Here is a 12,297-nt window from a genome sequence, read left to right as displayed (position 1 = left end):
GACCGGGGTCAGGCGCTGGGCCGGTGGCCATGGGGCGCCCGCCGTTCACAGGCCATATCGAAGCCTGAGTGATTCCGGATGTGGGTTGAGGTAGACCTGCCGGGCCAGATAGGGGTTCGGATGCTCCCGCAGGTGATGACGCAACAGGGTCAGAGGCACCAGCAGGGGCACCAGGCCGAGGCGGTATTTGTCGATGAGCTCGCACAACTCCTGCTTCTGGGAGGGGGTCAGCACCCGCTTGAAGTAACCCTGCAGGTGCATCAGCACATTGGTGTGGCCGCGCCGGTTGGCCCGCAGACGCAAGGCCTCCATCAGCCCCTGGATATAGCGCTGCGCGATCTCGTCCAGGGGTTCCCGCCCCAGCCCCCCCAGCAGGCGGCCGAGGGCCCGGTAATGGCGGGTGGCGTGGGAGAGCACCAGATACTTGTAACGGGCGTGAAAGCCGGTGAGGCTGGCGGCGCTGAGACCAGAGGCACAGAGCTCCTGCCAGTCGTGGTAGGCGAAGACCCGCAGCACGAAGTTCTCCCGCAGCACGGGGTCGCACAGGCGGCCATCCTCTTCCACCGGCAGCAGGGGGTTGGCCGCCATCAGGGCCTGGGCAAACAGGCCAACTCCCTCCTTGGCGCCCCCCTCCCCACCCGGCGCCCTGTCATTGACGGCATAGACGCGCACCCGCTCCATGCCGCAACTCGGGGACTTGGCACAGAGGATGTAGCCTGAGAGAAAATCGAGGCGCCCGGCCTGCTGCTCGCTGAAGGCGATGAGCCGCTCGGTCACGTCCAGCGCGCCGTCCCGGCTCTGGGCCCGCACCTCCCCGTCTCGCCTCACCAGGCGGATGGCGGCGCGGGGTGCGCCGAGGCCGATGGCCATCTCTGGGCAGACGGGGTGAAAGTCAAAGTGGGCACCGAGCTCGCGCTCGCAGAAGTGGGAGTACTTGTGACCCCCATCGAAGCGGACCGCCTGACCGAGCAGACAGGCGCTGATCCCGACCTTGATCTTGTACATAGATGCACCTGCGTATAACTATTGGATCAGTTATAGCAGTTGTACAAGATAGGTAAAGTTGTACAAGGTTAAACGAGAGAAAAAAGCGGACAAACAAGAAAGCCCATGGCCGAAACCATGGGCAAAAACCAAGACACTACTACAGGAAGGAAGATTAGAAGCTGTACTTCACACCCAGGCTGGAGATGGAACCCTGCTGCAGATCCCAGTGGCGGTAGGTGTAGTCGGCGGTCAGCGCCAGGTTCTGGGTCAGCTTGTAGGCACCGCCCACTTTGAAATCGTGCATGTCGTCGGTCATGTTGGCGTAGCGGTAGGCGGTGGAGAGCTCGACCGCGCCGATGTCATAACGCAGGCCCACTTCCCCGTACAGGCTGCCGCTCTGCTTGCGGGTGATGTTGTCCCAACCGGAGTCGTTCACATTGCTGGCCAGCTCGCGCTCCATGCTGTATCCCATCAGGCCGGTTTCACCGTACAGGTTCAGACCGGTGCTGAGGGGGGTGAACACACCCACACCCAGGCTGCTGATGCCCATGCTGTCGTTGCCGCTGTTGCGGGAGGTGTACTCAGAGCCCAGACGACCGTAGAAGTTGGAACCGAAGCTCTTGGACAGATCCAGGCTCAGGCCGCCGAAATCACGGTTGTTGCTGTCCTTGCCACCGACGAAGTCGGACTTGGTGTGAGCCCAGGTGGCGGCGCCCTTGGCGTAGCTGAATGCATCCTGCGCCATGACGGAGGTGGAAGAGAGACCGGCCAGAACCAGGATTGAGAGTGCGACTTTTTGCATGAGATTGACTCCATTTGTTGAGCTAGCGATGCGCTAACTGGTATGGGGTCATTGTGACGGGCAAAGCCTGTGGTGCCGAGCGGCAAGCTGTTGCCAAAGCATTGCAGATGTAAGCAAATATTGCAGTCAGTTACCGGAGCAACAATCCACGAACAAGGGGGCCGGCGGCCCCCTTGGTTCATCGCAGTGCAGACCCTATTCAGGCGCCGGGAGTCGCTCTCCCCGGCCTGAGGGTGACACTGTGACCGCGGTTTATCGGCATCAGTTCCTTTTCCGTGGTCGATATCGCTATAAAAGCGCGAACCAGCGGTCAATGAGGGAGGCCCTTAGCGGAATTCCACCTCATCGATCTGCACCCGTACCAGCGGCTTGCTGTGCAGCCCGGCGGGGCGCGCCACCTCGATGGCGCGGGAGGGGCGCTGCTCCCCTTTGCGCAGATAGGACTCCGGCAGGCGGTTCTCACCGGCCCAGAAACGGACCTCCTGAGTGCCCAGCTGGGTGCCCTGCTCGCTGAACAGGGTGACGCTGCCATTGACCCGCACCACGTTGCGGGTGCCGCTGTTGCTCAGCTTGAAATGCAGCTGCAGGGGATCATCCCCTTCCACCAGCTCCAGCTTGACGGTGATGCCGTCCCGGGTCGCCTGGGAGAGCAGCTCCGGGTTGCTCAGGGCCTGTTCGGTCAGCACGGGGGCCGCCACCACGGCCGCGGCCGATGCGCCCTTGGCTCCCGTCGTCAACTCGGCCGGGGCCGCCGGCTTGACCAGCAGATATTCCCAGGTGTAGTCATCGTTGAGCTGGATCTGGCGCCCATCCGGCAGGGTCACCTGGGTCAGGGGGGCGGCCTGTGCCAGCAGGGGGGAGAGGCTGAGGACGATCAGCAGTCGGGACAGGGGCTTCATGGGCGAGTGCTCGCTAGGAATAGGATGGGCAAGTATAAAGAGTTGGCCCCGACTTGCCTATGACTCGACTCACGTTGTCATCATCCCCGCCACCCGCTCAGGTCGCCATCAACAGCGGCTCTTCCGCCGATACCATGTCCAGGGTCACCAGATCGAAATCCGTGCTCTTGAGGGCGTGAAGTATGCTGCTCTGCATGTCGAAGACCCGGGCTCGCAACCGCTGGGGCACCTGCACTCTGGCCAGGGTGGTGACCCTGTCCGCCAGGGTGTGGAAGAAGACCTGCGCCTCCTCCAGCCCCATGTCGCTCAGCATCTGCTCGGCCATGTCCACCATGCGCAGGTGACGCCTGTCCAGGGTGACGGGGTCGGGGAAGCGGCTGCTCAGGCAGCCATTGCCCCCCTTGCCCCAGAGATCCAGCTGTCGCTTGTGAAAGCCGTAGCGAAAATCCCGGTCCGTCATGCCCTGCTCGGCGAAGCACCAGAGGGTGTTGGTCGGCAGGCTGTCGAAGCGCTGCAGATAACAGCGCTGCTCCTCGGCGGAGGCGGGCAGCAGTATGGGCTGGTGGCCCCAGTTGCTCTCCAGCGCCGTCAGCTGGCAGACGTAGCGAATGGGGTCGAGCACCTTGCCAAAGTGGCCGGGATAGTTGCAGATGAGGATCTCGTCGGTCTTGATCACCTTCTGCTCGATGCCGTAATGACGGCAATAGCGCTTGGCCCGTGACACCGCCTGGCGGCTGAGGGTCGGGCTGTCCAGGGTGATGGCCCGAATGCGGGCCCCGCTGGCCCGGCACAGCTCCATGCTGTAGCAAGATGCCAGTCGGCCCGAGAAGGAGACAAGCAGCTCATCATGGCCGGCCAGCGTCTCGATGATGCGCTGCTCCCTGGCCTGAAAGGTCTGATCGTATCCCCGATTCAGCACGACAACATTGGCATCCATTACAACAACTCCGGATGATGAATTGGATGCCATTTTGTTGTTAGAAAGCTGAATAGACCCTTAAAGAATAAGGATAAAACCGTTTTTTATTTCCAAAAGGTTTATCGGTAATGCTTTTTATGCTAGGAGAACGCACCGCGACAAGACCCACTCGCCACCTCATGCCGGCAATAATTTCTGCTCAATCATGTGGTCGCGGCACATCTTTGCGTCGGTAAAGACCAGACCGCGCAGACCGAGCGCCTCGGCGGCCCTGACATTGGCCGGGCTGTCATCGATAAACAGGCAATCCTCGGCCCTGAGATCAAACGACACCAGCAGGTAGCGGTAGATGTCCGGCTCCGGCTTCATCATGCGCACCCGCGCCGACACCACCTTGCCGCTGAAGAAGCGCCAGAACGGCTGATGCTGCTCCAGCCAGTCGATGCTGGCATGACCCATGTTGGAGAGCGCATAGAGGGCGTGACCGGCGCCGTGCAGCTCCTCGATGAGGCGCACCACGGCGGGATCCGGCAGTAGGGAGGCGGGCACCGCCTGCAGGATGGCAAGGTTTTGCGCCGCAGAGAGCCCAGTGCGCGCCTCGGCCTGGCGCGCCATGGTGTGCAGCGACAGGGTGCCCCTGTCCACCTCCAGCCAGTCCGGGTGGTTGAACAGCCGCTCGGCCAGCAGCTCGGCATCCACGGGGCCCATCACGGAGCGCACTATGGCCACCGGATCCCAGCTCACCACCACTCGTCCCAGATCGAAGATAATCGCCATCGTCTCACCTCCTGCGTTCGGTATAGGGCACCGATGAAATCGGATGTTGCAAAGGGACCGGTACGGCGCCGATACTGCCCCGATCCCTGGTTCCCTACCCTGCCTCCAACGCGGAGCCCGGGCAAGTTTTACTTGCATCGCACCGCCAAATCCCTTAATGCTTATGGCGTTACCTCAAGGACAAGCCCATGCACACACCATTCTTCTTCGTTTTCTCGTTTATCCGGCCCATATGAGGGAAGGCCCTGTCGTCGCATGAACAGAAAACAAAGACGAATCGAGCCTCCCCTAGCGGAGGCTTTTTTTTGCATTCACCATCACCGAATACTTGGATAGGGAACCACAATGGCTACGCTCGACGAGATCAGACAGGACATTACCCAGTTGGATGAGGAGCTGCTCGCCCTGCTGGCCAAGCGCAAGGCCCTCAGCATCGAGGTGGCCCGGGCCAAGCAGGCCAATCCCCGTCCCATCCGCGACACCCAGCGCGAACAGGATCTGCTGGTGGCCCTCATCCAGAAGGGGCGCCCCCTCGCCCTGGATGCCCAATACATCACCCGCATCTACCACACCATCATCGAAGACTCTGTGCTCTCCCAGCAGGCCTATCTGCAGAGCCTGCTGAACCCTGAGCAACAGGAGCCCATGACCAGCGTCGCCTACCTGGGCCCGCGCGGTTCCTACTCCAGCCTCGCGGCCCGCAAGTACCTGGCGCGCTACAAGGATCAGGTGATCGAGGTGAACTGCCAGAACTTCCGCGAGGTGCTGGACAGCGTGGAGTCTGGCCGTGCCGCCTTCGGGGTGCTGCCCATCGAGAACACCAGCTCGGGCTCCATCAACGAGGTGTACGACGTGATGCAGCACACCACACTCTCCATCGTCGGTGAGCTGACCTACCCCATAGAGCACTGCATCCTGACGGCGGTGCCGACCGAGCTGTCCCACATCAAGACCTTCTACGCCCATCCCCAGGTGTTCCAGCAGTGCTCCCACTACCTGAGCAAGCTGGACGGAGCTCGCCACGAGATCTGCGACTCCTCCTCCAGCGCCATGATGAAGGTCAAGGAGCTGGGGAGCCCGGAGGCCGCCGCCATCGGCAGCGCCGCCGGTGGCGAATTGTACGGCCTGGATGTGCTGGCCGAGCAGCTCGCGAACCAGAAGGAGAACTACAGCCGCTTCATCGTGGTGGCGCGCAAGCCCATCGACGTGGCGTCCCAGATCCCGGCCAAGACCACCCTCATCATGTCCACCTCCCAGAAGCCCGGCTCCCTGGTGGAGGCCCTGCTGGTGCTGCGCAGCCATGACATCAACATGACCAAGCTGGAATCCCGTCCGGTGCAGGGCAACCCCTGGGAGGAGATGTTCTACCTGGATGTCTCCGCCAACCTGCAGAATCCGGAGATGCAGGCCGCCCTGCTGGAGCTGACCGCCATCACCCGCTACATCAAGGTGCTGGGCTGCTACCCGAGCGAAGACGTCAAACCGACCACGGTGCCGCCTGTGCTGATGGGGAAATAACCCGGGCCCCATGGGCTGCGCAACGGCCCCGAGCACAAATAAAAAGGCGAACCTCAGGTTCGCCTTTTTATTGCCTCTTTGCCCACCAGAGCCTCTGTCACGGCCTGGACAAACCGATGGATCCGCTTGTCAGAACTGACCCGCCATCAGCTGGTTGAGGCTATAGAGATTGCGGGTGTCGAGCTCCATCTCGGTGGCATAGGTGTTGCCACGGGGATAGGTCGCCACCACACGGGCACCGCGCACCACGCCGGCCACCGATACGTCCAGGGAGTTGGCAGTCTGGGTCAGATCCTTGTAGCTGCTGTTCGCCCGTACCTGCTGGCCGTTGAGCTGCTCCGCCAGCTCCCGGTAGGCATCCATCTTGGAGGCCCGGATGGCCTGCAGCATCTTCTCGGACTGGGAGGGGCCCGGCTGGATGTCGATCACCGCATAGCCGACCGCTTTGAGCACAGGAAACTCGTCCGGTTTCTGCGCCACATCGTAGTTCACGACCCGATTCCCGCTACAGGCAGTCAAAAACATCGCCATCAGGCAGCCAAACAGGATTTTCATCGAAGGTTCCTCATCAGGGAGTCAGGTTGACCAGATGGCCGGACGGGCTCTGGCCCCCCCGCATCAGGTAGCCCCGGTTGACCGATGCCCGGCCAAACGAGTTGCTGGCACCGGACAGGTATTGTTGCGGGATCAGGCTCTGGGCCGTGGTCTCCACCATCTTGGTGCGCAGGTCTATGATGCGGGCGTTGACCAGTATCCCCTGGGAATTGCGGCTGAAGGTGCCGGTCAGGATGCGGGAGATGGGCAGGCGGGCGGAGAGATCCCGGTAGTTGCGGCTCATCACGAAGTCGCCACTGGGGGTCACCTGGATGCTGCCCGTGGTCTTGAAGTCCACCACCACTTCCCCACGCCGGTTCAGCTCGTAGATGAAGCTCTCCTCGATCTGCAGGCCCATCCAGTTGGTGTCCTTCAGGGTGTCGAGATCGACGAAGGAGGCGACGGCGATGGGTTCGCTCAGGGTGGTGAGGGACTTGCGCTCCATCAGCTGATCGGTCATGCGCGCCACCAGCCAGTTGAGCTCCATCCCCTTGGCCGCCTGCCTGGGATCGCCCTGATCCCGGTTGATGGGGTCGGCAGTACCGCAGCCGGTCAGCGCCAGCGTGATCGCCAGCGCCGTGATAAATCTGTTCATGGATACCTTTCCTGTATCTACACCTGACTCTGTTATCGGTCGCGGCGGCCAACACTTGAGGTCCGAATTGCGCCGAGGATCGGGCAGGATCCTCGCTGGCGGATCCCGAAACCGGGTCCAAGACGGCCCAGGCCTGGACAAGGCAGGCACCACGGATAATGAGGCATGGATCTTGCTTTTATTTCAGGCAATGACATAGGCCCGCCGGTGCGGGCTCTCGGTCGGCCCTGCGCCCCCGGCCCAGGTTCGACGTGATCCGTTTTATTCAAGGTGTCTGATATGAGAGTTGTGCTGCTGTTAACCCTGCTGCTGGCCACCCTGTCGGCCCGGGCCGAGATCATCGAGGCCCAGGGCAGCGCCGCCATCATAGGCGGTGACGAGGCCTATGCCCGCGAGCAGGCGACCCGGGATGCCCTGCGCCAGGCGCTGCTGGCGAGCGGCGCCTCCGTCTCCAGCATCCAGCGGCTGGAAAATGGCAGCCTGCGGGCCGAACAGATCCAGATCCGCTCCGGCGGCGACATCCGTCAGTATCGGCTCAAGCGGGAAGAGGTGCGCAATGGCCGCATGTACATCACTGTGCAGGCCGACATCCTGGCGGAGCGCCAGCTCTGCCAGACCCAGCACTACGCCAAGGATTTGACGTTGGTACGCTTGCGGATGCGCTACCCGGATCAGGCGAGCCCGGGCGCCCTCGACGACATGCCCGCCGACCTGTCTCGCCAGCTGTTCGAGACCCTGGCCGCGGCCCCTCAGGGGGTCGTGGCCCGCCAGTGGCTGGACGAGAACCTGCGCATCGACCCCCTGCACCTGCAGCAGGGGGATCGCAGCGTGCTGGAGGAGATCAAGGCCCTGAGCCTTCGCACCGACAGCCAGTATCTGGTGCTCGGCAGCATCGACGATCTCTCCCTCGAACCCCAGGGCAATGAGCTGACCCGCTGGTACAAGGATCCCATCCGCAACTTTCGCATGCAGCTCTACCTGTTCGACGGCATCAACGGCAGCCTGCTCGGCCGCAAGGAGTACAAGGGCCGTGCCGAATGGACCTTCTCCAAGCGGGATCAGGTCGGCAGCAACAGCGGCCAGTTCTGGCAGTCGAGCTACGGCCAGGAGGTGAACTACCAGTTGCAGGAGGCGGCCCGCGACATCATCGCCGAGCTCTCCTGCGCCCAGGTCACCGCCCGCATCGTCGGTCAACACGAGCGCGGCCCCCACATCAACCTGGGTCGGCGCAACGGGGTCAAGCTCGGGGATCAGTTCCGCGTCCAGCACAGCGCCGACTTCGTCGATCCCTACGGCAAGTCCCGGGTCATGCGCAACCCGGCGGACGGTCTGTTCGAGGTGGTGCAGGTATTCGAGGATGGCGCCGTCATCAGCAGTCAGAACAAATATTCGCCATTTAACATCCAGGTCGGCGATTTGGCTGTATTGGAATAGGAATCAAGGGTTTAAAAGCGGGCGGCTTCTTGTATAATGCCCGCCATCAGGTTCCCGTAGCTCAGCAGGATAGAGCGGTCCCCTCCTAAGGGACAGGCCACTGGTTCGACTCCAGTCGGGAACACCATACAAGACAAGGGGTTGGCATCATCAGGTGCCAACCCCTTCTTTTTTATCCCGGTTTTCCTGCCATTTTCAGTGCTCTGCTCTGGGCAGAGCACTGATGTCAGCTATTGATCCTGTCGATACCCTTACCACCAGACGTTGGCTTGCAGGCCGACGGTCCAGGTGTCGTCGGCGGTGCCGTTGTCGAAGGAGTGGGAGCCATCCCAATCGCTGTTGTCGCTGTCCAAGTAGCTGGCGAAGACCCGCAGCTCAGGCTCGCCACGGCCGAGGGAGAAGGCCTGGGCGAGCGTGTACTTAGAGCCGCTGCGGGAACCCTGATCACCGTTCTCTGTCTTCTCGTCATCAAAGTAACCGGCTTCCACATAGGTGCGGGTGATGTCGCTCCAGTGGTAGGTCACCTTGGCATTCATGGCGAAGGCAGTGACATCCCCCTCGACCCCATCCCACTGCTTGATGTCGTTCGCCTCGGCGTAGTTGATGGCGTGGCTCAGATCCCAGTCAGCCCCCAGCGGTATATTGCCGTAGTTGCGGATGGCGAAGCCGTTACCGCTCTCGACGGTGCCGTTCAGGGTGTCAGCCGCACCGAACAGGACGCCCTGCAGGGCTGAGCCGTCGGCGTAGTACTGGAGGGTAGTCTTGTTCCAACCCGTCCCCAGCAGGGACTGATTCAGCTCCAGCATCACGGCATGGCCATCGGCATAGTCATGGTTGCCCTGGTCCGCGTCGATCTGCTCGGCGGTCGCATCGGCTTTCAGGAACTTGTAACCCATGGCCAGGGTCGCGCCGTCCCACAGGGGCAGATTGGTGTAGAGCAAGTCCAGCTGATTGGAATCGATCATGTCTTCAATCGGTTCTCCCACACTGTTGTTGTAGGTGTCCGCGATGTCACGGTGCAGCGCCGCCACGGAGAGCTTGCCCTGACCCAGCTGCATGTCTTCGATACCGCCCCCGACGTTGGTCTGGTTCCAGTAGAAGAAGTCATTTGAGTCGATGACGAAGTCTTTCTTGTACTGGCGAATACCGACCCAGGAGGTCTCCCCCATCCCCATGAAGTTGCGTAGCTGCATGTTCAGGTTTTCCCAACCGAAGTTGGAGTCACCCATGTTGCTGTTGGTGTCCCCGTCGTACATGTTGAACATGGTCTGGATATAGACCGACTTGGAGTCGTCGCTCTTGAGCTCCTTGCCAAAACCGACTTCCGCATAGGTATCGAATTCGTTACCCAGACGGCCCAGCTTGTTCTTCTGGAAGCTGCCACCCACGGCATCTTTCATGGAGCCGTCGTCACCCGTCCCCACCCCGGAGCGGAAATAACCGTAGTAGTCAAAACCGGCCGCTTCGGCAGAGACGGCGGCCTGGGCGGAGAGGGCCGACACGACGGCGACTGCAATTGGGAGCCACTTGGTTTTCATTATTTCTTCCTTATTACATCGATTGATTGGGAAACACCGAAGGCAATCAGTGCCTCGCTGAGTCGATTCCATGACCGGTTAAACCCGGCACTTCTTTGTGCCGGAGGAAATAAAAACATGGGCGTGACTATGCTCAAACATCACCCGATATAACCGCTTGACCAGAGGTTATTCTGCCAAGCCAGACATATAAGCGCGTTAATAAGCACTCTTGTGTTGCGAGAGAGATATTTATTTTCAGTGCATTAACACTCGGTGCAAAAACATTAATGCAAGCTGTACCAAGCATGCCGAGCGGTGATAAATACGCCCACGGGAGTGCCGCAACAAGCAGCTAGCTATTGTGATGAATCCTCAATATAAAATGTGCAAATATCAGGCTGGCTTAACCGTATTTAAATCGGCGTAATGGCTGTCCTTTTTAACAAGCGTGGAATAAAAATAGTCCCATGGCTATGTATTAATAACGGTGCTATTGGCTCACGCAAGGCGCGGCAATATCCATATGGCGAACCTGTATCAGGTTGGCATGCTGCCTCTTCTCCAACCCGGCAGGCAGCGGAACGCGCGAGAGCTAGATCCACACAGCATCTGAGCAGTGGGTTACTCGCAAACTTGACCATTCCCGACACCAGCGTACCGGTAGAAGATGGCGTCAACCCATGGCATTCAATTCGGACATCAATCTGTAAAAGGGAACCCCTCTTGAGTGAAGCGAACTATATCAAGGGAGGTATAGGATTACATAAGCCGGATTGTTTTTTGCTGTCGGGCTCACACAATTCCATCCCTGATTTATTAAAGCGGACTCAAGCTGACATTAAATTTAATACCAAAAACTTTCAAACTGAATTGGCACTGAATTAAGAAATTGTTAAAGCTGAATCCATTCTTAATTGAATCGTGACTGAACAAAGATAATTCACACAGGGTGAATGAGGCTCATATATTGACAATGCTACTGCTCTTCTTCCTGTGAGCCAAGCACCGCGACTCATATTGAGCCGGCTGTTATCAGACCGTTTTCCCCACTTATTAAAAACCCGTTATTTAAATTGATGTACGTCATCACCTTAAATAATAGCCTCTAAAGAGGCTGTTATCGCTGTCGTTCAAATATATTGAGAGCGGCTCCATCCACACGCTCCCAGAGCCGGGTCCCACGAATATCGTCGTAGTTTGTGGCTTTTATGGATCCAAATCCCACCGCAGTGCCCGCCCGCTGTCACCCTGTCATCAATGGGTTACACTCCCCATCAGTTGCTTGTATTCGGTGCCGTCCATGGATCACGGCGCTCAACCACTCCAGCACCAAGGAAGAACATCATGGGTAACAAGAAGAAAGCCAAGGCAGAACAGGTCACGCCACCGCAAGAGAACAAACCCCTCGGCACCAAGGAATACGAGAAGGAGCTGCGCCGCCTGCACGTGGAGCTGGTGAAGCTGCAGCGCTGGGTGGTGCACAAGGGGCTCAAGGTCTGCATCGTCTTCGAGGGGCGCGACGGCGCCGGCAAGGGGGGGGTCATCAAGGCCATCACGGAGCGGGTCAGCCCCCGGGTGTTCCGCGTCATGGCCCTGCCCGCCCCCACGGAACGGGAGAAGAGCCAGCTCTACATGCAGCGCTATGTACCCCTGCTGCCCGCCGCCGGCGAGATCGTCATCTTCGATCGTAGCTGGTACAACAGGGCCGGGGTGGAGCGGATCATGGGCTTCTGTACCCCGGAGGCGAGCGACAAGTTTCTGGCCAGCACGCCGCAGATGGAGTGGTCCATGGTCGATGCCGGCATCATCTTGCTGAAATACTGGCTGGAGGTCACGCCACAGGAGCAGGAGCGCCGTTTGCGGGACAGGATCGACGACGGCCGCAAGATCTGGAAGCTCTCCCCCATGGACATCAAGTCCTTCGATCGCTGGGATGACTACACGGAGGCGCGGGATGCCATGTTCGCCGCCACCGACACCACCTGGGCCCCCTGGTTCGTGGCTCATTCGGAGGACAAGAAGAAGGTGCGCCTCAACATCATCTCCCACCTGCTGGCCCACATCCCCTACGAGGATCTGCCGGTGGAGCACGTCAAGCTGCCCAAGCGCAAGATTGGCAAGGCCAAGCCCACCGATCACCCCTTCCGCTACGTGCCCGATCTGTTCTGATCCCGGGCAAGCCCCTGCCCATGCAGGGGCTTGCCCTATCCGGTGTCACCCGTTTCCCCTCTACACTTCAGCCAAGATGGCTT

At 60.1% G+C, this 12,297-nt stretch carries 11 protein-coding genes, 1 tRNA gene and 1 other annotated feature; of the genes, 4 read left to right on the top strand and 8 right to left on the bottom strand.

Annotation, left to right across the window (positions count from 1 at the left end; genetic code table 11):
- Window positions 1-45 precede the first annotated feature (45 nt).
- The 5 genes from ACT5M9_RS16760 to ACT5M9_RS16740 form a co-directional block, all read right to left on the bottom strand.
- Window positions 46-1,005, bottom strand: a complete 960-nt coding sequence (locus ACT5M9_RS16760; RefSeq protein ID WP_457980270.1) for a YbgA family protein — start codon at window positions 1,003-1,005, stop codon at window positions 46-48.
- A 154-nt stretch (window positions 1,006-1,159) separates the two neighbouring features.
- Window positions 1,160-1,789 carry an autotransporter gene (locus tag ACT5M9_RS16755; protein WP_438550314.1) on the bottom strand — a complete coding sequence of 210 codons (630 nt, stop codon included), beginning with the start codon at window positions 1,787-1,789 and terminating at the stop codon, window positions 1,160-1,162.
- Between the two features lie 326 nt (window positions 1,790-2,115).
- Window positions 2,116-2,688 (bottom strand): DUF3157 family protein, encoded by a 573-nt coding sequence (locus ACT5M9_RS16750; RefSeq protein WP_457980272.1) that lies wholly within the window; start codon window positions 2,686-2,688, stop codon window positions 2,116-2,118.
- 97 nt (window positions 2,689-2,785) lie between these two features.
- On the bottom strand, window positions 2,786-3,658 hold the full coding sequence (locus ACT5M9_RS16745; RefSeq protein ID WP_438550316.1) for an adenine nucleotide alpha-hydrolase family protein: 873 nt from the start codon (window positions 3,656-3,658) through the stop codon (window positions 2,786-2,788).
- A 126-nt stretch (window positions 3,659-3,784) separates the two neighbouring features.
- Window positions 3,785-4,384: an HAD family hydrolase gene (locus ACT5M9_RS16740; protein WP_457980274.1), complete on the bottom strand. Its 600-nt coding sequence runs from the start codon at window positions 4,382-4,384 to the stop codon at window positions 3,785-3,787.
- A 184-nt stretch (window positions 4,385-4,568) separates the two neighbouring features.
- Window positions 4,569-4,691 (top strand) — a sequence feature (Phe leader region).
- A 38-nt stretch (window positions 4,692-4,729) separates the two neighbouring features.
- Between ACT5M9_RS16740 and pheA the strand changes: the two genes are divergently transcribed.
- Window positions 4,730-5,902, top strand: a complete 1,173-nt coding sequence (gene pheA, locus ACT5M9_RS16735) for a prephenate dehydratase (protein ID WP_457980276.1) — start codon at window positions 4,730-4,732, stop codon at window positions 5,900-5,902.
- A 129-nt stretch (window positions 5,903-6,031) separates the two neighbouring features.
- On the opposite strand, the gene ACT5M9_RS16730 is transcribed toward pheA, so the two are convergent.
- The gene (locus ACT5M9_RS16730; protein WP_457980278.1) at window positions 6,032-6,457 is read right to left on the bottom strand and encodes an LPP20 family lipoprotein; all 426 of its coding nucleotides are present in this window, start codon (window positions 6,455-6,457) and stop codon (window positions 6,032-6,034) included.
- A gap of 13 nt (window positions 6,458-6,470) precedes the next feature.
- On the bottom strand, window positions 6,471-7,091 hold the full coding sequence (locus ACT5M9_RS16725) for a FlgO family outer membrane protein (protein ID WP_457980280.1): 621 nt from the start codon (window positions 7,089-7,091) through the stop codon (window positions 6,471-6,473).
- A 279-nt stretch (window positions 7,092-7,370) separates the two neighbouring features.
- On the opposite strand from ACT5M9_RS16725, the gene ACT5M9_RS16720 reads away from it, so the two are divergent.
- Both ACT5M9_RS16720 and ACT5M9_RS16715 read left to right on the top strand, forming a co-directional pair.
- Complete coding sequence (locus ACT5M9_RS16720) at window positions 7,371-8,525, top strand: flagellar assembly protein FlgT (protein WP_457980282.1); 1,155 nt, start codon at window positions 7,371-7,373, stop codon at window positions 8,523-8,525.
- Window positions 8,526-8,575: 50 nt separating this feature from the next.
- Window positions 8,576-8,652, top strand: a tRNA-Arg gene (locus ACT5M9_RS16715).
- Window positions 8,653-8,776: 124 nt separating this feature from the next.
- Here ACT5M9_RS16715 and ACT5M9_RS16710 read toward each other — a convergent pair.
- Entirely contained in the window at window positions 8,777-10,063 is a 1,287-nt protein-coding gene (locus ACT5M9_RS16710) for a carbohydrate porin (protein WP_457980283.1), read from the bottom strand.
- A gap of 1,326 nt (window positions 10,064-11,389) precedes the next feature.
- Here ACT5M9_RS16710 and ppk2 point away from each other — a divergent pair.
- A complete protein-coding gene (gene ppk2 / locus ACT5M9_RS16705) occupies window positions 11,390-12,214 on the top strand; it encodes a polyphosphate kinase 2 (RefSeq protein ID WP_457980285.1) in 825 nt (274 codons plus the stop codon).
- Window positions 12,215-12,297: the final 83 nt, after the last annotated feature.

It is taken from the genome of Aeromonas sp. AE23HZ002T15, assembly GCF_054165525.2.
This window is presented reverse-complemented; position numbering and strand designations above follow the sequence as displayed.